Here is a 21,609-nt window from a genome sequence, read left to right on the forward strand (position 1 = left end):
CGCGATCGTGCAGATCGGCCTGGCCATGGCCGGTGCGGGCGCCACGCTCGGGCTGGGGAACCTGCCGATCGTCCGCCGCAACGCCTGGCTCAGGTAGTGCCCGGAAGCGCACGCCCGCCCCGCACCCGGGGCGGGCGTTCCGCCGTCCCTGACCGGGACCTGCCGCAGGCCCGGCACGTCCGTCACGCCCAGGGCCGAAAGCCCCGTCACGTGAGTGCCTTCGGCCTCGCCGCCCGGGGACGTTCGCTCCTGCGTGGACCGGCCCCGGGAGGAGCAGGATGGAGAGAGTGGCAAGGAGGTACACCATGTCGATCGAGGTCAAGGACGTCATGGGCCGGGTGGCCATCGCCGTGCTGGCGGACGCGTCGTTCGCCGACGTCCTCAACGCGATGAAGCGGTACGCGGTGGGCGCGGTCACCGTGATAGACGCCGACCGGCGCCCGGTGGGCGTGGTCTCCGAGGACGACCTGCTGCTCAAGGAGATCGATCCGGTACGGCACAGCGTGTCGATGTTCGAACCCCACCGCCGGCGGGACGAGCACCACCGGGCGATGGCCGTCACGGCGGCCCAGCTCATGTCCACCCCGGCGATCAGCGTCACGCCGGGCACGCCCGTGCGCGAGGCGGCCAGGCTCATGCACGACCGGCGCATCAAGCAGCTCCCGGTGATCGACCCGGCCGGCGGGCGCATCGTCGGTACCCTGCACCAGCGCGACGTGCTGCGCGTCTTCGCCCGTCCACGGGCGGAGCTGGAGGCCGATGTCCGGGCCGTGCTCCCGGCGTCCGGGGCGATCTCCGCCGAGATCGAGCAGGGCGTGGTGAAGCTCAGCGGGCACGTGGAACGCCGGTCGCAGGCGATCGCGGCGGTGGAGGCCGTCCGCGCCGTCGAGGGCGTCGTCGACGTCACCGGCGAGGTGATCGCCGACCACGACGACCTGGTCGCCGTTCCGCCGCCACGGTAGAGCGGGGGAGCGCGCGGTCCTGGTGCCCAGGACCGGAGAGAGAAGCCCTCCACGCGATGGGACGAGATGTCGACTCGCGTACCTGCTGTGGGGCCGGCTTCGCGGCGAGCGACCGGGAGTCGGCGCCGACGGCCGGCTGACCGCCCCCGGCCGGAGCCGGGACGTCAGGCCGTCGTTCCGGCGTCGACGGTGATGGACGTGCCGGTGATGGTACGGCCGGCCGGGCCCGCCAGATGGAGGACGGTGGCGGCGATGTCGTCCGGCGTGCTGTAGCGGCCGAGGGCGGTGTAGGAGCGTTCGGCGTCGGCGTCGGGGCCGTCGGCGGGATTCATCTCGGTGTCGGTGGAGCCGGGGTGGACGAGGTTGGCCGTGATGTCACGGGGGCCGAGATCACGGGCGAGGCCCTTGGTGAGGCCGATCAGTGCGGACTTGCTCATCGAGTACAGGGTCCAGCCGGGGTAGGGGACGCGTTCGGCCAGGCTGCTGCCGATGTTCACGATCCGCCCGCCGGCCCGCATGTGACGTGCGGCGGCCTGTGACGTGATGAAGGCGGCTCTGGCGTGGATGGCCAGGGTGCGGTCGAGTTCGTCCAGGGAGACGTCCTCCAGCGGGCCGAAGGGCGCGACTCCGGCGTTGTTCACCAGGATGTCGAGGCGGCCGAAGGCGGAGACGGTACGGGCGACGGCTGCCTGGAGCGCCTCGGCGTCGGTCGCCTCGGCGGCCATGGCCAGGCTGCGGCGGCCGAGCGCCTCGATCTCCCCGACCACGGTCTGCGCGCGGCTGGCCGCCGTCGCGTAGGTGATCGCCACATCGGCGCCCGCCGCGGCCAGGCGGCGGGCGATGGCCGCGCCGATGCCCCTGCTGCCACCGGTGACGAGTACGGCCTTGCCGTTGAGCATGTGTCCTCCACTATGCGGAACCAGTTCCGGTTGAGGATATACGGAACGTGTTCCGCTTTTCCGGCCGATAAGGTGAACCCGTGGCACAGGAACGGGCCGATGCCGCCAGGAACCGGTCGAAGATCCTCGCGGCGGCCGCGGAGATCGTCGCCACCGCGGGAATGAAGGGGCTGGCGATGGCCGACGTCGCGGCCGCCTCGGGCGTCGGCGTCGGCACGCTGTACCGGCGGTTCGGCGACAGGTCGGGCCTGGCGTATGCGCTGATCGACGAGAAGGAGCGCGAGTTCCAGCAGGCGTTCCTGACCGGCCCGCCGCCGCTGGGCCCCGGGGCGCCGGAGATCGAGCGGCTACGCGCCTTCCTCCACGCGCTGACCGATCGCACCTTCGCCCAGCTCGACCTGCTGCTGATGGCCGAGACAGCGGGGGAGTTCACCCGTTTCGGCGGGGCCTATGAGGCGTACCACCAGCACCTGGTCATGCTGATCGCGCAGATCGAGCCGGAGGCGGACGCGGGGTTCCTCGCCGATGCCCTGCTCGCGCCGCTCGCGGCCAACCTGGTCGTCCACCGGGGGCGTACGGCCTCCGCGGTCAAGGCGGGTCTCGACGCGCTGCTCACGGGCCTGCGATAACGGCGCTTTCCTGCCCTGCGGGCATCGGATGTCGGTGGCGGAGTGGCGCTGACCGCCGTTCACGCGGCGGGGCGCACGTCCGCGAGGGAGACCGGTGAGAACGTCCGGTCGAGCCGGGTGACCTCCAGCAACCGCAGGACGGCCAGCGTCACCCCCGTCAGGCGGAGGCTGCCGTGGCGGGCGGTCGCCATGTCGCGCGCGGCCACCAGCGCGGCCAGCCCGCGGGCGTCCATGAAGGTCACCCCGCTGAGGTCGAGGACGAGACGCGTGCCCTGTCCGGCGAGGGCGGCGGCGATCCGGGCGCGGAACCCCGCCTGCGTGGCCAGGTCCAGGTCGCCGGAGACCTTCAGCACCGCCCGCCTGCCCGTGCGCGGCCGCGCCTGAGAACTCATGTCCGTCTCCTTACCTTCGGGCGGGCGGCCGGTGGCCGGCGTTCGTCAGCGGAAGCACAATGCCCCCGACGCGAAGCTACGAGAACGCCGGCCACCGGGACAGGGCCCAAAGTCCCGCCTCCGGCAGCCGAAGGACTGCGGACGGGCGGAACCGGGACGCGGCCCTGAGGACCAAGGTCCTTCTCACTGGGGGCGTACGAACTGACCGGGAGCGGGCGGGCGCAGTGGAATAGGGGTGAACAAGGACGTACACCCCCCACTGAAAGGGAGGCCCGCCATGGCCACCACCATCAACCGGCCCGTGATGGACGTCGCCCCTGCGAAGGCGGCGCGTACCCCGGTCGAGTACGTCTGGGCCGTCGCCCGGATCGCCATCGGCTGGATCTTCCTGTGGGCGTTCCTGGACAAGACGTTCGGGTGGGGGTTCGCTACTCCGGCGGGCAAGGCGTGGGTCGCGGGCGGCAGCCCGACCACCGGGTTCCTCAAGGGCACCGGCGAGAACGCGCTGGGTGGGCTGTTCTCGAACCTGGCCGGTCAGGTGTGGGTGGACTGGCTGTTCATGGCCGGTCTGGCGGGGATCGGCCTGGCGCTGGTGCTGGGTGTCGGCACCCGGATCGCGGCGGTCGCCGGAACGCTCATGCTGGCCCTGATGTGGGCGGCCGAGCTGCCGCTGGCGACCAACCCGTTCCTGGACGAGCACATCGTCTACGCGATCGTGCTGATCGGCCTGGCCATGGCCGGTGCGGGCGCCACGCTCGGGCTGGGGAACCTGCCGATCGTCCGCCGCAACGCCTGGCTCAGGTGAATCGGACCCGTCACGGGCCCACCCCTCGGCGGAGGGGTGGGCCCGTGGCATTCCGGGAAGGCGGGGACATCCCGAGCCGGGGTTGTCCCACGCGATCAGCGCTGCAGTGTCAGCAGTCCCGGCCGGTAGGGCAGGAGGCCGTAGTCGCCGCCCGAGCTGGGGCTGCGTCCCTGGTAGAGGAGTCGCAGGTTGCACGGGTCGACGGTCATGGTCTGGTCCGCGCCGGCGCGGACCAGCTCGCCGTGGCTGATGTCGTTCGTCCAGGTGGCGCCGCTGTTGGCCTTGCCGGCGAACGGGTTGCCCTCGGTCGCGGCCTGGGGCGTCCAGGAACCGTTCAGGCTGGTGGCGGTGTACGAGCGGAAGTAGCGGCCCTGTGCGCCGATCGCCTCGACGAGCATGAGGTACCGGGTCTGGCCCTGGAGCTTGTAGACCTGGACGGCCTCGAACAGGTTGTTCGTCGTGTCGCTCATGACCACGGTCGAGGTCGTGCCGAAACTGCCGGGGAAGTTCCCGATGGGCATGCTCGCCCGGTAGATCTTGCCGTTGTCCCCGGCGAAGAACAGGTACATGTCAGTGCCGTCGCCGATGACCGTCTGGTCGATGGGGCCCGTCCCGGATCCTGAGATGCTTCCGGAGAAGAGCGTCTGCGGTGCTGACCAGCCGTTGGGGTTGGCGGGGTCGCTGGAGGTCCGGTACGAGAAGGCGGGCCCGCCCCACTGGTAGGCGAGCACCCAGATGTTCTTGGGGGCGAAGAAGAAGAGCGTGGGGGCGACGGCGGCGAAGGACATCGTGTTCTGACCGGCCGAGGCCAGGTCGGACCAGTTGGTGAACGGGCTGAAGTTCATCGACCCCCACCTCGTCCCCGTGTCGTGGGTCGTGGCGTAGACCAGATGCCGCCCGTCGTAGGGGGCGACGGTGAAGTCCTTGAGCGAGACCCAGCCCGGCTTCGGGGTCGCCAGCGGGCCGGTCGAGGTCCAGCGGTAGGTCGAGGGGAGGTCACACATGCCGGGGTTACCGCCGTCCGTCCGTACAAGTTGCCATTGCTGGTTGGCGCCGCCCCAGTCGTCGTACTGGACGATGGCGGCGCCGTCGGCGGTGGAGGCTCCTTGGACCTCCAGGGCCTTGTTGCTGTGGCGGGAGATGAGTCTGACGTGGCCGTCGGGGCTGTCGGCGAGTCTCCATTGCTGGTTGGTGCCGTTGAGGTCGGTCCACTGCACGATCGGGCCGCCGTTGGCGGTGGAGAAGTTGTGGACGTCCAGGACTTTGCCGGAGTGGCGGGACTTGATGCGGTAGTAGCCGCCGCCGGAGTCGACGAACCGCCATTGCTGCTGGTTCTGGTTGTTCCTGGTCCATTGGGTGATGCGGCCGCCGTCGGCGGTGGACAGGTTGTAGACGTCCAGGGCCTTGCCGCTGTTGCGGTTGACCAGGACGTACCAGGCATTGGTGTCGACCGTCGCGGCCGACGCCTCCTGGGCGGTGAGCAGCACGCCCACGAGAAGCAGGGCCGAGACAGCCGCGAGGACACGTCTCACAGGAACCTCCAGAGGTTGTCGTCCGAGCCGTTGTCGTCGGCGAGCACCACCTGCGCGCCCTGGGACGAGCCGGCGACGCCGAGGACCCGGCCGCCGCCCGCGCACTGGACGCGGAAGGCGGCGCCCGCCCCGTGACACAGCCGCCAGCGATGATCGGCGGTGCCGTTGTCGGCCCACTGCACGACCCGCGACCCGGCGGCGGTGCCCATGTTCTCCACGCCCAGCACCTTCTGGCTGTGGGAGTTGCGCAGCCGCAGGTGGCCGCCGGTGTCGGTGATGGCGGTCCACAGGTGGTCGGCGGTGCCGTTGTCGCCCCACTGGACGACGAGCGCGCCGTCGGCCGTGGACATGCCGGTGACCCCGAGCACCATCCCGGTGCCCACGTTCTGGACGCGCCGCGCGCCGTTCGGCAGGAACCGCCACTGGTTGTCCGGGCTGCCGTCGTCGGCGTCCTGGATCACCTGGGCGCCGTTCGCGGTCGAGCCGTTCAGGATGCCGAGCAGCTTGGAGCTGTGGACGTTGCGGATCTTGACGGAGCCGTCGCCGGCGTCGGTGACCGTCCAGCGGTGGTCGGCGGTGCCGGTGTCGCCCCACTGGAGCACCCGGGCGCCCGCGGCGGTCGACATGTTCTCGACGCCGAGCACCTTGCCGCTGTGCGCGTTGCGGAACCGCAGGGCGCCGCCGTCGACGATCAGGACCCAGTCGTGGTCGGCGGTGCCGCTGTCGGTCCACTGCAGGGCCGGGCCGCCGTCGGCGGTGGACATGTCCCTGATGCCCAGGACCAGCCCGCTGGCCGCGTTGACCAGCCGGAAGCTCGCCGCGCCGGTCCCGCCCCGGACGTTCCAGTAGACGACGTAGTTGTGGCCGGTGGCGTCGTGGAAGGGGCCCAGCCGCACCGGCGCGCCGTCGGCCGTGGCCGTGAAGGCCAGGGAGGAGCCGCCGGTCCGGGTGATCGAGGAGGGGTTCAGGGCCGGGGCCGACGACAGGACGGCGTCGCCGTAGTCGCCCGACAACACGACCGGACCGTAGGTCACGGCCTGCACGCCGGGGTTGTCCGCGGCGGCCTTCATGACCACCCGCATGGGCAGGCGCACGGTCACGGTGTCGCCGGACGACCACGACCTGGTGAGGCCGGCGTAGCTGCCCGGCGCGGCCGCGATGTCCTGCCGGACCCCGTTGACGCTGATCGTCGCGCCCTGCGTCCAGGCCGGGATCCGGACGCGCATCGTCCACGATCCGCTCACGGTTCCGGTGACCTGCAGCGACGTGGTGTCGCTGACCGGATAGGAGGTGGTCTGGGTGACCGTGATGCCGCGCCGGCTCCAGTCGAGGACGGAGGGCACGAACAGGTTCACGAACAGGGTGGTGTCGTCGTGGAAGTAGATCGAGTCCGTCAGCTTGGTGTTGGTCTCGATCCCGGTGCCCTGGCAGCACCAGAACGTGCCGTAGTCCGTGCTCCAGGTGCCGCCGCCCCAGGCCGGTCCGACGCCTCGCCGTCCACCGGGGTTGAGCGGGGTGAAGTAGGTGACGTGCCCATGCGCGTCGGCCGGGTTCTGCTGGCCGAGCAGGTGGTTGAGCAGGGCGTTCTCGTAGTAGTCGAAGTAGTCGGCCCGGTCGGGGGACAGCAGCCACAGCTCCCGGGTCAGTTTGAGCATGTTGTAGGTGTTGCACGCCTCGCCGGTGTCCCGGGTCAGGTAGGAGGCGATCGCGCCGGGAGCGCGGAAGTGCTCGGCCTGGCTGTTGGAGCCGTTCACGTACGTGTGCGCGCCGACCGTGATGTCCCAGGCGTTGACGGCGATGTCGCGGTAGCGGGTGGCGCCCGTCGCCTTGTACTCGCGGGCCGCGCCGATCCACTTGGGCACCTGGGTGTTGGCGTGCAGGCCGTTGAGCCGGTCCTGGCCGGCGGCCAGCGGGTCGAACACGGCCGCGTGGTCGAACCGCTGCGCCGCGGCCGGCCAGCGGGGGTCGCCGGTCGCCTGGTACAGGTCCGTCAGCACGGCGTTCATGCCGCCGAACTCGGTGCCGAGCATGGCCTGCGCCTGGCCGGCGGACAGTCTCGACGTCCGGGCGTCCACCCAGCCCGCCAGGGCGAGCAGCACGGTCCTGGCCTGGGTGTCGCCGATCAGCCGCCAGACGTCCAGCAGCCCGGCCAGGGTCTTGTGGATGCAGTAGTAGGGCACGTTGCCGTTGGTCAGGGTGCGGTTCTCCAGGGCCGTGAAGTCCGACTCCGGGAAACCGGACAGATAACCGCCGGTGAACCCGGCGGCCGGGTTGTTCGCCTGGCACTTGGCCAGTTCCGCCACCATGTAGCGCGCCTTGTCGCGGCAGATGGTGTCACCGAGTACGGCGTACGCCTGCGCCCACGCCGTCAGGAAATGGCCCTGCGCGTGCGACCGGAACGGGAAGCCGGGCGCGTCCCAGCCGCCGTTGGACGCGGCGCCGCCGGTGGACAGCCGGTGGTTGGCACGGAAGACGTACAGCAGCCGGTCGACGTCGACGAAGCGCAGGTAGGCGAGGGCACGGTTCTGGTTGTCCAGCAGGCGGCCGGAGGTCAGCCGGACCTGGCCGAGGTCGAACTCGTAGGCTGAGACGCCTATGTCGGGCCTGCTCCAGGGGACTGCGGCCAGGGCGGGGGACGCGCCGGCCATCTGACCGACGACGGAGAGCGCGGCGGTCGCGCCCGTGGCCTGGAAGAGCTGACGGCGGCTCAAGGACATGCGGAGCTCCTCGGGATGGGGGGCGGTGAACGGGCGGGGCCGGTCACGGGGGTCAGCAGGTCAGGGCCTTGGAGAGGCCGTTGCCTGGTCTTTCGGCGCGTTCTGTTAGCGCTAACATCGTCCTGCCGATGGGACTGCTCCGTAGTGAGGGAGTACATCCGACGGTTCGTTCCGGCGTCAATGAGGGGATCGCTCGCCGAGCTGGGCCCTGTCCTGCCGACGCCTTCCCGCCTGGAGTTCTGCCTCCACGGAGGCGGCGTCGCACGGCTCGTCACCATGAAAGTTTCATGGGAGTCACCTGTCGAGAGGGGGCACGGACGCGGGGGGCGACCCCGCCCCCGGCCTCGCCGGGCCGGGGGAGGGGTGCGGTCAGCGGGCGAAGCCGGGCCGGAGCGACGGGCCGCCGAAGCTCACGCGGCGGCCGCGTTGTAGGTCCACTTCTGGTTGCTGCCGCCCCAGCAGCTGTACAGCTGCAGCCCCGTGCCGTTGCCGGTGCCGCCGCCCACGGCGTCCAGGCACAGCCCGGACTGCACGCCGACGATCGTGCCGTCGGAGTTGACGCGCCACTTCTGGTTGTCGCCACCCCAGCAGGAGTAGATCTGGATCCTCGCGCCGTTGCCCGTGCCCCCGGCGTCCAGGCACTTGTTGCCGTACACCTTCAGCTCTCCCGCCGAGGTCCGCGTCCACTGCTGGTTGCTCTGACCGTTGCAGTCCCACAGTTGCACCGCGGTGCCGTCGGCGGTGCTGGAGCCGGGCACGTCGACGCAGCGGCCGGCGGCCGTGCTCCTGATCTGCCCCGCGTCGCCTCCGCCGGGCGGTGGTGTCGTGCCGCCGCCGTTCAGCGCGTTGAGCACCGCCGTGTAGGCGGCCTTCTTGTTGCCGTTGCCGTCGAAGAGCAGCGGGGTGGCGCCGGAGCCGAGCCAGGAGTCGCTGTCGCGCACGCCCCAGGTGGTGATGCCGGTGCAACGCGGCACCGCCAGGCAGTCGTTGACGACGTTGGCGTACGTGGTGGCCGAGCCGCCCTGGATGTCCAGCTCGGTGATCTGCACGTCCACGCCCAGCGCGGCGAAGCTCTGGATGGTCGTGCGGTAGTTGCTGTTGTACGGGCTGTTGCCGTTGAAGTGCGACTGCAGGCCGACGCAGTCGATCGGCACGCCTCGGGCCCTGAAGTCCTTGACCATGTTGTAGACGCCCTGCGTCTTGGCCCAGGTCCAGTTGTCGATGTTGTAGTCGTTGTAGCACAGCTTGGCGGCCGGGTCCGCGGCGCGCGCGGTGCGGAAGGCCACCTCGATCCAGTCGTTGCCGGTGCGCTGGAGGTTGGAGTCACGCCGGCCGCCGCCGCTGTCGGCGTAGGCCTCGTTGACCACGTCCCAGGCGTAGATCTTGCCCTTGTAGTGGGCCATGACGCCGTTGATGTGGTCGATCATCGCCTGGCGCAGCGAGCTGCCCGACAACGACTGCATCCAGCCGGGCTGCTGGGAGTGCCAGGCCAGGGTGTGCCCGCGTACCCGCTTGCCGTTCTGCACGGCCCAGTTGTAGACCCGGTCCCCGCTGGTGAAGGTGAACTGCCCCCGGTTGGGTTCGGTGGCGTCGATCTTCATCTCGTTCTCGGCCGTCACCATGGTGAACTCGCGGTTGGCGATCGTCGTGTAGGCGGAGTCGCCGAGCTTGCCCGAGGCGATGGCGGTGCCGAAGTAGCGGCCGCTCTGCGCGGCTGCCGCGCCGAGCGTGCTCGCCGCGGCATCGGCCGGAATCGCCGTCGCCAGTGCCGTGAGCAGGCCGAGTGCGCCGAGCGCGCCGGTGATCAGGGCCCGGCGGCGCCCGCCGGGCGGCCGTCCGGCGGGCGGTGGGGACATGGCGGTGACACGCATGCTTGAGCCTCCGTACGCGAATCATGGGAAAGGTCGTGGGGACGCACTTCGGAGGGGTGCGCCCAAGGCGCTCGGGAGCGGGTAGGGGAGCCGGCCTCGGGCACTCAGTGTGTGGATCACGCCGAAAGCTGTCAAGAATCTGGTAAAACTTTCGGGGTCGTCGAGGCTGGCATAGACGTTCGTCCTGGGTCTATGACCTTGAAATGTTTCGGTGCGGCTTGGCCGGTGGGGTCGTGAAACTTTCACGGTGCCGGCACGAACGGGGCCGCGACGTCGGCGACGTGCTCCGCCGGGCCCGCCGTCTCCCAGTTCGGGTGGTAGATCTCGCGCATGGACAGCGCCGGGGCCAGGCCGTGGTCGTCCAGCCAGGCTCTGAGCGTGTCGTACGCCGGCAGGATCGCCGGATAGTGGCACCGCTCCTTGCCGACCTCGACGTACGCGGCCCGGTGGGACGGCTCCAGCCGCACGCCGATCCGGCCGGCGGGCTCGATCGGGCCGCCGGTCGGCAGGCACACCTCCACCGGGCCGTTCGAGTCCTCGCTCACCGTGCCGTGGAAGACGGCGAACGGCGGCCCGGACAGGCAGCCGCCGGCCGCCCCCAGGTGGGCGAAGAGCGCGGCCGAGGCGTTCGTGATGAAGTCCGCCAGGCCGGACGCGTGCGCATGGCCGTGGATGAACATCACGCGCTGCTCGGGCACGTCCCGCAGGCGCACCTCGTACGCGGGGGTCGCGTCCTCCAGGAAGACCTGCCGGATGTAGGCCAGCAGCGACTGGCGTGCCCGCCACTGCTCCTCGCGGTGACTCCAGTGCCGCGCGATGGCCTCGACCGCCGCGGGCCCGTCCAGCCGCAGCACCCTGCCGACCTCGGCGAGGGGCATGTCGATGGCGCGCAGCAGCGTGATGCGCCGGGCCGCGGCGAGCTGCGCCCGGCCGTAACGGCGGAAGCCGGTGCGGGGGTCGACCTCGGCGGGCGGCAGCAGCCCTTTGGCGTCGTAGAGCCGCAGCGCCTTGAGCGTCAGGTTGGACCGCGCGGCGAACTGTCCAGTGGTCATCAAATCGGACACCGCATGAGTATGAGGTCTGCCCCTGGGGCGGAGACAAACGCCGCGCGGGTCTCGTGCCCGGCGGCCGTCCGGCGATCGGCCATGTCTGCGCGGACACGCCCGCCCAGTAGGCGGGCAAGGCCGTCCACGGCCGGACGGCCGACGAGTCCTTTGCCGGGGCGGGCGTCCTGAACCAGCGGTCGGCCGGGTGATTTTTCGGTTTTGTCGTACTGGTCGCGCTCGGCAGGCATGCTGGGACTGTGCGGATGATCCACATCGTGTCGTGTGCCGTCGTCAGCGTCCTGCTGCTCGGTCTCGTCGGCCTGCCGGGCGAGACCATGACGTCGGCGGGGAAGTCCTCCTACCCCTGGCGTCCGGCGGGGTGGGGGACGCCGGCGATCGACGTCGTCGGCAGGGTCCCCGTCATCGCCGACGTCTACGGTGACGTGGCGGTGCGCCCGCTGTGGGGCCCGCGCGCCGAAGGGCTGGCAGCGGAGCGGATCACGGACGGATCCCCGGTCTGGCGGTACGAGAACGCCTGGGCCGACGACTCGCTGGGCCCCGTACGGGTGGACGACCGCCGGATCGCGGCCGTCCGGCGGGACGGCCGGGTCAGCCTCCTCGACGTGCCGGACGGCCGCATCGTCTGGCGGGCCGACCTGCCGCAGGGGCCGTACCACGAGGCCAACCGGGCCTACGACGAGGAGTGGGGGGCGGCCTGGGAGATCTCGGTGGCCAGGGACGGCTCCGTGCCCCTCGTGGTGATCCTGCACGAAGGCCGGCTCGACGTGCTGGACGGACGCACGGGAACGATCCGCTGGTCCTTCCCCTCCGGATCGTCCGCCGCCTGCCCCACGGGGGACTCCGGCCTCGGGGCCCGCGGCGAGGGCGAGCTCGTCCTGCTCTTCCGGGACTGCGCGGGCGCGGCGTCGAACGTCGCGCTGGCCGCCGCGGACGGCAGGCGGCTGTGGGGGTTCGACGGCGGGAGGTTGTGGCACGCGCGTGCGCTCGGCGCCGAGCGTCTGGCGTCCGTGGACGGCGGCGGCGCCCTGGTCGTCCGCGGGGCCAGGGACGGGAAGGTGCTGTGGCGCGTCCCGTCGGCGGGGCTGCGGGACAACCCGGACGGGAGCGCGATGGGGGTGTCGGACGAGTTGCTGACCGTGCGCTCGAAGACCGCGGTGACCGCCTACCGGATCGCCGACGGCGAGGTCGCCTGGCGCCGCGACCTGGACACGGCGCGCGACGGCACCGTGCTGACGGACGGCGTGCACACCTACGTCGCGCAGGACGCGACCACGCTGGTCAAGCTCGACGCCCGCACGGGCCGCGTCGTCGACCGGCGTCGCTTCGAGGACGACGTCGCCCCGCGATGGCTGCGCGACGGCCTGGCCACGATCGGCGTCGGCGTCGGCGACGACGTGCTGGTCGGCTGACTCGGTGGAGAGTGACCAGGGCAGAGAGTGACCACGCCGACGAGCCGGCCGCCGTCGTCGACGACGGGCGCGGCGGTGATGTCGTGGCCGTGCAGGACCCGCCCCGGAACGGACTTAGGGTCGTGGGCATGGCCGACCCCATTCTCGTGCTGAACACGGGATCCTCCTCCATCAAGTACGAGCTCGTCGATCCGCACACCCGCGAGCGCGCCGCCAGAGGGCTGGTCGAGCGCATCGGGGAGGAACGCGGGCGGATCACGCACCACAGCGGGGACGGGCCGCCGTACGTCCGGGAGCGTCCCTTCCCCAGCCACGGGGACGGGCTGGAGGCGATGCTGGCGGCGTTCGCCGCCGCGGGGGCCGAGCCGGCGCCGGTCGCGGTCGGGCACCGGGTGGTGCACGGCGGCACCCGGTTCGCCGCGGCGGTGCTCATCGACGAGGAGGTCATCGCCGCGATCGAGGAGCTGGCCCCGCTCGCGCCCCTGCACAATCCGATCAACCTGACCGGCATCCGGCTGGCGCTCAAGGTGTTCCCGGACGTGCCGCAGGTGGCCGTGTTCGACACCGCGTTCCACCGCACGCTGCCGCCCGAGGCGTACACGTACGCGGTGCCGCGCGAGTGGCGTGCGCAGGGCGTGCGGCGCTTCGGCTTCCACGGCACCTCGTGCGCGTACGTCTCGCGCCGCGCCGCGGCCGTCCTGGGCCGCGACCTCGCCGAGGTCAACCTGATCGTGCTCCACCTCGGCAACGGCGCCAGCGCCACCGCGATCTCCGGCGGGCGCAGCGTCGACACCTCCATGGGCATGACGCCGCTGGAAGGGCTGGTCATGGGCACCCGCTCGGGCGACGTCGACCCGGCCCTGGCCGCGTACCTGGCCCGGACCGGCGGCCTGGACGCCCAGCAGGTGGAGCACGAGCTCAGCCACCGCGGCGGCCTGCTCGCGCTCACCGGGTCCGGCGACATGCGCCAGGTACGCGCCCGCGACGACGACGAGGCCAGGCTGGCCCTGGAGATCTACACCCGGCGCATCCGTAAGTACGTCGGCGCCTACCACGCGCTGCTCGGCTGCCGGGTGGACGCGATCGTGCTCACCGGCGGCGTCGGCGAGCACGACGCCGCCACCCGCGCCGCCTGCCTGGCGGGGCTGGAGCGGCTCGGCATCGCGGTGGATCCCGTGCTCAACGCCGCGGGGGCGTCCGGTGAGCGTGCGGTGTCCGTCCCCGGCGCCGAGGTGCCCGTCCTCGTCATCCCCACCGACGAGGAGTGGGAGATCGCCCACCAGACGTTCGCGCTGCTGACGTCCGGCTGAGCGCGCCGCGCTACGCGCGGCAGGGCGATGACCAGGGTCCGGACGGTCTCCAGGACGCGGGCGTGCCACGTCCGGCGGGTGTCCTCGGGGGTGGTTTCGCGGGTGGGGAGCCGGTCGTACTCGCCCGTGATGACGGTGCGGGTCAGCTCGGCGACGCGGGTGCGGAGGTCGTCGTAGGCGGTCGGCGACGGCAGCGCCACCCACAACTGGAGGTCGATGACGGCCCTGGACGCCTCGACCGCGCGGGCGCGCCAGGTCGACGGCCCACTCGGGGCCGGTCGCCTGGCGGAGGTACAGGGCGGCCGGGAAGCAGGCCACCCCCGCCACGGTGATCAGCGGGTCGAGGACGTAACGGAAGAGCGGACACGGCCACCGCCCGGTAGCGGCTGCGCAGGAGCGCCGGGTCGTCGCCGGGACCCAGGCTGCGCGCGAAGACCGGCCAGGTGCCGTCCAGCTTCTTGGCCAGGGCGAACATCTCCGCCAGCTCGGGTTTCTCCAGCAGGTCGCCGGTGCGGGCGGGCGCGACGGGTGCTGCGACGGGGGGAACCGCTTCGTCGGTCATGAGGACGTCCTCACGTTGAGCGGGCTACTGCGCGAGGGTCGCCTCCCGACACTACAGAGCGTGGGAAGGCGAGGCGGTGGCGTGACCGGATCGTGCCAGAACGTCCCCGCCAACCCGATGAGGACCAACGGCCCTGCCGGGCGGGACTTCCTCCTCCGGCGCCGCGCCGCCCGCCGTAGGAGCCTGGTGGTGAGAGCTTCGACCGGTGAAGGAGATGCGCGATGAGCACTCACATCGTCGTCGGTGTGGACGGGTCCGTCCCGGCGACCGGAGCGGTGGAATGGGCGGCCGGCGACGCGCGGCGGCGGGGCCTGGACCTGCGTCTCGTGCACGTCGGCCCGCAGTGGTTGCACGAAGGGAACGCCGAGCACTGCGCCCGCCTGCTGGAGGAGGCCGCCGACCGGGCCCGCGCGCTGGCCGGCGGCGTCAAGGTGACCACGGAGCTGCTGTCCGGGAACGTGGCCGAGGAGCTGATCCGCGAGTCGGCGACGGCCGGCGGTGTGGTGCTGGGCAGCCGGGGGCTCGGCGGGTTCGCCGGGATGATGGTCGGCTCGGTGAGCCTGGCGGTGGCCGGGCACGCGTCGGGGCCGGTCGTTGTCGTCCGCGCCCCCGCCGCCACCGAGCACGGCAGGGTGGTGGTGGGCTACGACGGGTCGCGGGACGCGCAGGCGGCCATGGAGTACGCCGTCGAGCAGGCCAGGGCCCGCGGCGCCCGGCTGCACGTGGTCTCGGCCTGGCAGATGCCCGTCTTCTCCCCGTACGCGGTCACGTACAACACCCTGATCCAGGACCTGACGCGCGAGGAGACCGGCGCGGCGCGCGAGCGGGTCGTCCCCTGGCGGGAGGCCAACCCGGACCTGGTCGTCACCGACGAGCAGCCGTGCGCCCACCCGGTCACCGCCCTGATGCAGGCGGCCGGATCGGCCGACCTGGTCGTCGTGGGCTCGCGCGGCCGGGGCGGGTTCGCCTCCGCCGTGCTCGGCTCGGTCAGCCACGGCGTGCTGCACCACGTGACCTGCCCGGTCGCCGTGGTCCGGCCGGGTGAGGAGGAGCGGTCATGAACGGGTCGCCGACGGCGGGACAGGTCATGAGCCGCGTCCTGGTGGCCGTCAAGGCCGGGGAGTCGCCGCTGATGGCGTGGGAGCTGATGCGCCGGGCCGGCGTGCACCACCTGCCGGTCGTCGACGGAGGGCGCCTGCTGGGCATCCTGACCCGGGAGCGTCTGGCCGCGTCCTGGTCCGGCGGGCCGCAGGAGCAGGCCGCCGCGAGGTGCGGGACCTGCTCGGCGGCGCGCGCACGCCCCGCGTGGGGCCGGGCACCCCGCTGAGCAGGGTCGCCGCCGCCATGCTGGACGCCGACGTGGACGCCGTGCCCGTGCTGTCCGACGACGGCCTGGTGGGCCTGATCACCGCCCGGGACGTCCTGTCGGCGGTCGCCGGACGGATCGAGCCGCAGCCCGAGCCGAGCGAGGTGGTGACCGGGATGTTCCACCTCGAACCCGTTCTGCCGGAACGGCGGGAGGCGTGAGATGAAGGCACTGGTCGTCTACGAGTCCATGTACGGCAACACCGAGCGGATCGCCCAGGCCGTGGCGGAGGGGCTGGCCACCCGGATGCGGGCCGCCCTGACGGAGGTCGGCTCGGCCCCCGCGCACGTGGGGGACGAGGTCACCCTGCTGGTGGTGGGCGGCCCGACGCACGCGTTCTCCATGAGCCGGGCCGCCACCCGCGACTCGGCCGCCCAGCAGGCCGCCGGGCCGCTGGTGTCGCGGGGCAGGGGCGTGCGCGAGTGGCTGGCCACGGTCAGCACGTCGTCGGCCGGGCTCTGCTCGGCGGCGTTCGACACCCGCGTGGCCAAGCCCCGCCTGCCGGGCTCGGCGGGCCGGGCGGTCGCCAAGCGGCTGCGCCGCCTCGGCGTCAGGCTCGCCGTGCCGCCGTGCGGCTTCTACGTGACCGGCACGCAGGGGCCGCTGGTGCCGGGCGAGCTGGAGCGGGCCAGGCAGTGGGGCGAGAGCCTGGCGGCGTCCTTCCCGGTGCCCGCGTCCTGACAGCCCGCCGAGAACGGCGCCCGGCGGTTTCCGCCGGGCGCCGTTTCAGTGCCGCGCGGGCGTGGGGGACGGGCGCAGGATCCGGTCCAGGCGGGCGGCGGCGTAGCCGAGCGCGGACAGCGCGACGACCACCAGCAGGTCTCCCGGCGCCAGCGGCCGGGTGCCGAGCAGCTCGCGCAGCGGCGGCAGGTAGATCCCGGCCAGTTGCAGGACGAACGCGCCGCCCACGGCGAGCAGCAGCATCGGGTTGGCCAGGGTGCCGGGACGGGTCCTGGTGCCCAGCGCCACGCCGAGCTGGGTGGCGCCGAGGGCGAAGAAGGCCATGCTCTGCCAGGGCCGCCCGGTCATCGAGCCCCAGACGGCGACGCCCAGGGTGACGGCGGTGAGCACGACGGCGATGCGCACGACCCGCTGCCACAGGCCCGCCCCCATGATGCTCTGGCCCGGCGGACGCGGCGGCTGCGACATGGTTCCCGGCACCGTCGGCTCCCCGCCCAGCGCCACGCCGGGCAGGCCGTGGGTGAGCAGGTTGATCCACAGGATCTGCGCGGGCAGCAGCGGCAGGGGCAACCCGACGAACGGGCCCAGGACCATCACCGCGATCTCCGCCGCGCCGCCCGACAGGCCGTAGACCAGGAAACGGCGGATGTTGGCGTAGACCCGGCGGCCCTCCTCGACGGCCGCGACGACGGTGTCCAGGTTGTCGTCGGCGAGCACGAGGTCGGCGGCCTGCCGGGCGTCCTGATGCCGGCCCGTGCGCAGTCGGCCACGGCCGCGGCCGCCGCCGCACGCGGCGGGTCGAGGATCGCGACGAGCCCGAGCAGCCTCAGCCCGTCCTCCCGCACGGGTCGCGGGACGGCGCCCAGGTCGGCGCTCGCCACCGCCAGCACACGGTAGCCGTCCCGGGCGAACCGGTCGGCGCGTTCGGCGGCGCGGGCCCGCAGCTCCGGGGCGTCGGTCAGCACGTCCGGGCGGAGCAGCGCCTCCGGGGCGCCCTTGCAGATCAGGCGGACGCAGCCGCCCGGCAGCAGGTGCACCGTGCTCATCCGCTTGCGGTCGCTGTCGAAGGGCAGCTCGGCGACCCTGGGGAAACGGTCCTGGAGGCCCGCGCGGTCGAGGCCGAGCCGGGCGGCGGCGGCCAGCAGCGCGGCCTCGGTGGGGTCGCCCAGCGCCGTCCATTCCTCCCCGGTCTCCTGGGGCGGGCGCAGTCGGGCGTCGTTGCACAACGCCGCGGCGGTCAGTAGCGCGGCGAACTCGTCCGGGTCCCGGCCGGCGGCGAGCCCGCCGTCGGGCGCGTAGCCGGAACCGGTGACCGTGGCCTCGGCCGCCGGGGTCCACAGGTGCCGGGCGACCATCCGGCCCTCGGTGAGGGTGCCCGTCTTGTCGGTGGCGAGCACGGTCACCGAGCCCAGCGTCTCCACGGCGGGCAGGTTGCGGACGAGCGCGTCGCGGGCCGCCATCCGGCGGGCGCCCAGGGCCAGGCTCAGGGTCACGACCGCGGGCAGCGACTCGGGCACGGCGGCGACCACCAGGCTGATCGCGGTCACCACCATCAGCTCGACCGGCTGGCCGCGGACCAGGCCCAGGACCAGCACCAGCGCCGACAGCAGCACCGCGACGCAGGCCAGCAGCCGTCCGACCCCGACCAGGCGGCGCTGCAGCGGCGTGAGACCGGCGCCCTTGACCATGAGCGCGGCGATGCGCCCGCTCGCGCTCGCCGCGCCGATCGCGGTGACCACCGCCCGGCCCCTGCCACGTGCCACGACGGTGCCCGAGGAGACGGCCGCGCCCGCGTCCTTGTCCACCGGGACCGACTCGCCCGTCAGCGCCGACTCGTCGACCAGCAGCGCCGCCGACTCCACCACCTCGGCGTCGGCCGGGACGATGTCGCCCTCGGCGAGCACCAGCAGTCTCCGACCACGACGTCACCCGAGGGGATGTGTCGCTGGTGGCCGTCGCGCACCACGCGGGTCTCCGGGGTGGCCAGCTCGGCCAGGGCCGTGATGGCGCGGTCGGCGCGCACCTCCTGCGTCACGCCGACGGCCGTGTTGACCACGATGACCAGCGCGATCACCGCGGCGTCCGTCCAGTCGCCGGTGCCGACGGTCAGCGCCGCCGCGATCAGCAGCACGATGATGAGCGGATCGCGGAGCTGGGTGACGACGCGCCGCCACAGCGGGGTGGGCGGTTTGCGTGGGAGCAGGTTGGGGCCGTCGCGTTCGAGGCGTACGGCCGCCTCCGCCGACGACAGGCCAGAGGACGAGGGCGTCACGTGGATGTCCTTCCCGCCCGCCGTGGCCTTCGGGGCGGCGGAGTCATGCAAGTGTCTTCAGGATCTAGTCTTCGCCCTGCTCAGGGCGGTAAACGTGCAGGTCTGCCGGCTCTGTGGCGGGCCGCCCCGCTCCTCCAGCCTCCGGCGGCCGGCCGGACGGGGCCGGGACCGACGGCACCGAGCACTGCGAGGCCGCGCTGCTGTGGGCCGCCGTCGAGGCGCGGCTCGTGCGGGGCCGCCCCGAGACGGCGCTCGCGGACCTGGTGACGCGGGAAGGACGCCGGCCCCGCGCGGCCGGAAAAGGAGGGCCAAGGTCCCGTCAAGCAGGGCCGCTCCACCGCGGGCGGCCGGCCCCGCGGGACCGAGGCTGAATCCCAGCGACCTCTGAAGGGACCACGGACATGGATCGCATCGTGCTCGGCTACGACGGCTCGGACTTCTCCGTGCAGGCCCTGGACTGGGCGCTGGACGAGGCCGAGCTCAGGAACCTGCCGCTGACCGTCGTGCACGCCTGGCAATGGCCGTACGGCGAGGCGGCGGAGGAGGACAAGGCCCATCTGCGCAAGGCGGCCGAGCACGTCCTGTGGCACGGCGCCGAGTGCGCCCGCTCCACCAGCTCGGGCATCCGCGTGGAGACCGACCTGTACGAAGGTCCGGCCGCCCAGCGGCTGGTGGAGCTGTCCGGCGACGCCACGCTCGTCGTGGTCGGCTCGCGAGGGCTGAGCGCGCTGCCCAGGGTGGTGGTCGGTTCGGTGGCCGGGTACGCCGCCGCGCACGCCGAGTGCCCGGTGATCGTCGTACGCGGGCCGGGCCCGCTGCCCAAGGCCACCCGTCCTGGCCCGGTCGTCCTGGCCGAGCGGGAGCCGGACGCGGCGGTCGTCGAGTTCGCGTTCGCCGAGGCGGCCATGCGCGGGCTGCCCCTCGCGGCCTCCGCCGACCTGGGGGAGTGGGCGGCTCGCCGTCCGGAGGTCCACGTGGAGCAGGGTGAGCCCCACGAGCGGGCGACGCTGGTCGTGGTCGGCCGGACGCGGGCCGCGCACCTCGGCACCGCGAGCTCCCTTCCGCAGCACGCGCCCTGCTCCGTCGCGGTGGTGCCGGCGACCGTCCCTGGGACCTCCTGAATCACCCGGACGCGACCGGCAGCCGCGGATTCAGGACGGCGCCGGGCGTCACCGCGACCGGGCACCTGGCCTCCAGCAGGGCGGCCTGCGTCACCGCTCCGAGCAGCAGGCAGGGAGGAGCTTCGTTCCCCCGGTTGCCGAGCACGAGGAGCGTGGCGTCCTTGGAGGTCTCGATCAGCACGCGCTGGGGGCGTTCGGTCAGGAACTCGGTGACCACCGTCACCTCGGGGCGTCTGCGGGCCAGGTGGGAGACGACTTCGCGGAAGCGGTTCTCCGCGCCTTTGCGCAGCGCGTGCGAGTCCACGAAGGGCAGCGGCTCCTGCCAGGACGACGACCCGCAGTCGGTCCAGCAGCACAGGGCCGTCACGGTGCCCTCGCGCAGGGCGGCCTCGTCCAGGGCGAGGTCGAAGGCGGCCAGGCTGGCGGGTGAGCCGTCGAGGCCGACCACGACCCTGACGTCCTGGCGGGTGGGCGGCTGCAGCGGCGGCCGGACGACCACGACCGGCGTGACGCTGTGCGCGGGCACCTGGACGGCGGCCGACCCCACCTGAAGGCCCTCGAACCCGCCCTGCCCGCGGGATCCGAGCACCGTCAGCTCCGCCTCGCGCGCGGCCTCCAGCAGCACCGCCGAGGGGGTGCCCCGGCCCAGGAGCGGTTGGACGTCCAGCTCCGGTGCCAGCTCCCTGGCGCGCCGGACGCCTTCGTCCACGATGCCGAGCGCCACCGGTTCGACGTGCCGAATGATCTCCTGGGCGACGGGCCTGGAGGCGTAGGGCCAGTGCAGAGCGTGGCAGACCAGGACGGGCAGCCCGCGCAGGCGCGCGTCGGCGACCGCCCAGTGCAGCGCGTGGCGGCTCTCGGTCGAGTCGTCGTACCCGACGAGCACGGGCCGGCCGGCGGGTTCGTCGATCACTGCCGCCTCCGGGAGCGAAATCTGTCCGGTTTACCTGCCCGGATGAGCCTTCCCGTGACCGGCGGGACGAGCCCCACAGGGGAGGAAACTCTTGGCCTAGCCTGCTTGCCCGTCGCGCGCCGCGTCCCGAAGTTGGAGGTGGCAGCGGCGACTTTTGGTGTGTTTACGCCCCTTATATCCGTTATGGCGGGTATGGGGACGTACGAAGGCGCGAAGGAGGGAAGATGCGCGGACGGATCGTGGCCGCGGTGGACGGCTCCGCGTCATCGACCGCCGCGGTGGAATGGGCCGCCGGCGACGCGCAGCGAAGAGGGCTGCCGCTCCGGCTCGTGCACGTGTGCGAGCAGTGGGTGCTCGGCGTGGACGGCGCCCGGTACTGCGTGGGCGCGCTGGAGGCGGCAGCGGGCCGGGCCCGCGCGATCGGCGGCGTCGAGGTCACCGCCGAGATGCTGGCGGGCAACGTGATCGACGCGCTGATCGTCGAATCGGCCGCGGCCGACAGCCTGGTGCTGGGCAGCCGGGGCATGGGCGGCTTCGCCGGCATGGTGCTGGGGTCGGTGGGCAGGGCGGTGGCCGGGCACGCCGCGGGGACCGTCGTGGTCGTGCGTGGGGTGGTCGCCGTCCGGCACGACCTGGTGGTGGCCGGCGACGACGGCTCGGCGGGGTCGCGGCAGGCCCTGGCGTACGCCGTCGAGCAGGCCCGTGCGCGCCGTGCCCGCCTGCACGTGGTCTACGCCTGGCAGGCGCCGGCGGTCTCGCCGTACTGGGCCGCCTACAGCCACCTGCTGGCCGACTCCTTCCAGGAGGAGGCGCGGGCGGCACAGGCGCGGGTGAACCCGTGCCGGAGCGAGTACCCCGACGTCGTGATCACCGACGAGCAGGTGCGCGGGCACCCCGTGGCCGCGCTCACCGAGGCGGCCGCCGCCGCGGACCTGGTCGTGGTCGGCTCGCGCGGACGGGGCGGCTTCTCCTCCGCGGTGCTCGGCTCGGTGAGCCACGGCGTGCTGCACCACGCGGCCTGCCCGGTGGCGGTGGTACGGCCGCGTGCGGAGAAGGGATGACGGGACCGGAGGTGTTCCGAGTGTCGGACGAGGGGGCGTC

General features: G+C 72.9%; 21 protein-coding genes. 11 read left to right on the forward strand and 10 right to left on the reverse strand.

Annotated features, from left to right (window positions below; all coding sequences use genetic code 11):
* The first annotated feature begins 305 nt into the window (after positions 1–305).
* On the forward strand, positions 306–962 hold the full coding sequence (locus ABZ444_RS29035) for a CBS domain-containing protein (RefSeq protein ID WP_358003362.1): 657 nt from the start codon (positions 306–308) through the stop codon (positions 960–962).
* Between the two features lie 164 nt (positions 963–1,126).
* Here ABZ444_RS29035 and ABZ444_RS29040 read toward each other — a convergent pair whose 3' ends face one another.
* A complete protein-coding gene (locus tag ABZ444_RS29040; protein WP_358003365.1) occupies positions 1,127–1,861 on the reverse strand; it encodes an SDR family oxidoreductase in 735 nt (244 codons plus the stop codon).
* Between the two features lie 80 nt (positions 1,862–1,941).
* On the opposite strand from ABZ444_RS29040, the gene ABZ444_RS29045 reads away from it, so the two are divergent.
* A complete protein-coding gene (locus ABZ444_RS29045; protein ID WP_358003368.1) occupies positions 1,942–2,490 on the forward strand; it encodes a TetR/AcrR family transcriptional regulator in 549 nt (182 codons plus the stop codon).
* A gap of 59 nt (positions 2,491–2,549) precedes the next feature.
* On the opposite strand, the gene ABZ444_RS29050 is transcribed toward ABZ444_RS29045, so the two are convergent.
* Positions 2,550–2,882 carry an STAS domain-containing protein gene (locus tag ABZ444_RS29050; protein WP_358003371.1) on the reverse strand — a complete coding sequence of 111 codons (333 nt, stop codon included), beginning with the start codon at positions 2,880–2,882 and terminating at the stop codon, positions 2,550–2,552.
* Between the two features lie 277 nt (positions 2,883–3,159).
* Here ABZ444_RS29050 and ABZ444_RS29055 point away from each other — a divergent pair, with 277 nt between their 5' ends.
* Positions 3,160–3,687: a hypothetical protein gene (locus ABZ444_RS29055; protein ID WP_358003374.1), complete on the forward strand. Its 528-nt coding sequence runs from the start codon at positions 3,160–3,162 to the stop codon at positions 3,685–3,687.
* A 95-nt stretch (positions 3,688–3,782) separates the two neighbouring features.
* On the opposite strand, the gene ABZ444_RS29060 is transcribed toward ABZ444_RS29055, so the two are convergent.
* The 4 genes from ABZ444_RS29060 to ABZ444_RS29075 all read right to left on the reverse strand — a co-directional run bounded on the left by ABZ444_RS29060 (position 3,783) and on the right by ABZ444_RS29075 (position 10,871).
* Complete coding sequence (locus ABZ444_RS29060) at positions 3,783–5,219, reverse strand: non-reducing end alpha-L-arabinofuranosidase family hydrolase (RefSeq protein ID WP_358003377.1); 1,437 nt, start codon at positions 5,217–5,219, stop codon at positions 3,783–3,785.
* Positions 5,216–7,936 carry a beta-L-arabinofuranosidase domain-containing protein gene (locus ABZ444_RS29065; protein WP_358003380.1) on the reverse strand — a complete coding sequence of 907 codons (2,721 nt, stop codon included), beginning with the start codon at positions 7,934–7,936 and terminating at the stop codon, positions 5,216–5,218. The genes ABZ444_RS29060 and ABZ444_RS29065 overlap by 4 nt, the downstream gene beginning before the upstream one ends.
* Before the next feature lie 410 nt (positions 7,937–8,346).
* Positions 8,347–9,807, reverse strand: coding sequence for an endo-1,4-beta-xylanase (locus tag ABZ444_RS29070; RefSeq protein ID WP_358003383.1), 1,461 nt, complete (start codon positions 9,805–9,807; stop codon positions 8,347–8,349).
* A 242-nt stretch (positions 9,808–10,049) separates the two neighbouring features.
* On the reverse strand, positions 10,050–10,871 hold the full coding sequence (locus ABZ444_RS29075; protein WP_358003386.1) for a MerR family transcriptional regulator: 822 nt from the start codon (positions 10,869–10,871) through the stop codon (positions 10,050–10,052).
* A 245-nt stretch (positions 10,872–11,116) separates the two neighbouring features.
* Here ABZ444_RS29075 and ABZ444_RS29080 point away from each other — a divergent pair, with 245 nt between their 5' ends.
* The 6 genes from ABZ444_RS29080 to ABZ444_RS29105 all read left to right on the forward strand — a co-directional run bounded on the left by ABZ444_RS29080 (position 11,117) and on the right by ABZ444_RS29105 (position 16,202).
* Positions 11,117–12,283, forward strand: a complete 1,167-nt coding sequence (locus tag ABZ444_RS29080) for a PQQ-binding-like beta-propeller repeat protein (RefSeq protein ID WP_358003558.1) — start codon at positions 11,117–11,119, stop codon at positions 12,281–12,283.
* A gap of 11 nt (positions 12,284–12,294) precedes the next feature.
* Positions 12,295–13,593: an acetate kinase gene (locus tag ABZ444_RS29085; protein ID WP_358003389.1), complete on the forward strand. Its 1,299-nt coding sequence runs from the start codon at positions 12,295–12,297 to the stop codon at positions 13,591–13,593.
* A 783-nt stretch (positions 13,594–14,376) separates the two neighbouring features.
* Positions 14,377–15,216 (forward strand): universal stress protein, encoded by an 840-nt coding sequence (locus ABZ444_RS29090; protein ID WP_358003392.1) that lies wholly within the window; start codon positions 14,377–14,379, stop codon positions 15,214–15,216.
* Complete coding sequence (locus tag ABZ444_RS29095; RefSeq protein WP_358003395.1) at positions 15,213–15,482, forward strand: CBS domain-containing protein; 270 nt, start codon at positions 15,213–15,215, stop codon at positions 15,480–15,482. Before ABZ444_RS29090 ends, ABZ444_RS29095 begins: the two co-directional genes overlap by 4 nt.
* On the forward strand, positions 15,461–15,682 hold the full coding sequence (locus tag ABZ444_RS29100) for a CBS domain-containing protein (RefSeq protein WP_358003397.1): 222 nt from the start codon (positions 15,461–15,463) through the stop codon (positions 15,680–15,682). Before ABZ444_RS29095 ends, ABZ444_RS29100 begins: the two co-directional genes overlap by 22 nt.
* A 1-nt stretch (position 15,683) precedes the next feature.
* Positions 15,684–16,202 (forward strand): flavodoxin domain-containing protein, encoded by a 519-nt coding sequence (locus ABZ444_RS29105; protein WP_358003400.1) that lies wholly within the window; start codon positions 15,684–15,686, stop codon positions 16,200–16,202.
* 45 nt (positions 16,203–16,247) lie between these two features.
* Here ABZ444_RS29105 and ABZ444_RS29110 read toward each other — a convergent pair whose 3' ends face one another.
* From ABZ444_RS29110 to ABZ444_RS29120, 3 genes are read right to left on the reverse strand one after another with little or no spacing between them, the layout of a single operon-like run.
* On the reverse strand, positions 16,248–16,796 hold the full coding sequence (locus ABZ444_RS29110; protein ID WP_358003561.1) for a cation-translocating P-type ATPase C-terminal domain-containing protein: 549 nt from the start codon (positions 16,794–16,796) through the stop codon (positions 16,248–16,250).
* Positions 16,796–18,106: an HAD-IC family P-type ATPase gene (locus ABZ444_RS29115; RefSeq protein WP_358003403.1), complete on the reverse strand. Its 1,311-nt coding sequence runs from the start codon at positions 18,104–18,106 to the stop codon at positions 16,796–16,798. Before ABZ444_RS29115 ends, ABZ444_RS29110 begins: the two co-directional genes overlap by 1 nt.
* Positions 18,025–18,525 carry a cation-transporting P-type ATPase gene (locus tag ABZ444_RS29120; protein WP_358003405.1) on the reverse strand — a complete coding sequence of 167 codons (501 nt, stop codon included), beginning with the start codon at positions 18,523–18,525 and terminating at the stop codon, positions 18,025–18,027. The genes ABZ444_RS29115 and ABZ444_RS29120 overlap by 82 nt, the downstream gene beginning before the upstream one ends.
* 350 nt (positions 18,526–18,875) lie before the next feature.
* On the opposite strand from ABZ444_RS29120, the gene ABZ444_RS29125 reads away from it, so the two are divergent.
* Entirely contained in the window at positions 18,876–19,595 is a 720-nt protein-coding gene (locus tag ABZ444_RS29125; RefSeq protein WP_358003408.1) for a universal stress protein, read from the forward strand.
* 1 nt (position 19,596) lies between these two features.
* Here ABZ444_RS29125 and ABZ444_RS29130 read toward each other — a convergent pair whose 3' ends face one another.
* Entirely contained in the window at positions 19,597–20,508 is a 912-nt protein-coding gene (locus tag ABZ444_RS29130; RefSeq protein ID WP_358003411.1) for a universal stress protein, read from the reverse strand.
* Between the two features lie 224 nt (positions 20,509–20,732).
* On the opposite strand from ABZ444_RS29130, the gene ABZ444_RS29135 reads away from it, so the two are divergent.
* Positions 20,733–21,569, forward strand: a complete 837-nt coding sequence (locus ABZ444_RS29135) for a universal stress protein (RefSeq protein WP_358003414.1) — start codon at positions 20,733–20,735, stop codon at positions 21,567–21,569.
* Positions 21,570–21,609: the final 40 nt, after the last annotated feature.

It is taken from the genome of Nonomuraea sp. NPDC005730 (assembly GCF_040630865.1).
In the GTDB taxonomy this organism is placed as follows: Bacteria; Actinomycetota; Actinomycetes; order Streptosporangiales; family Streptosporangiaceae; genus Nonomuraea.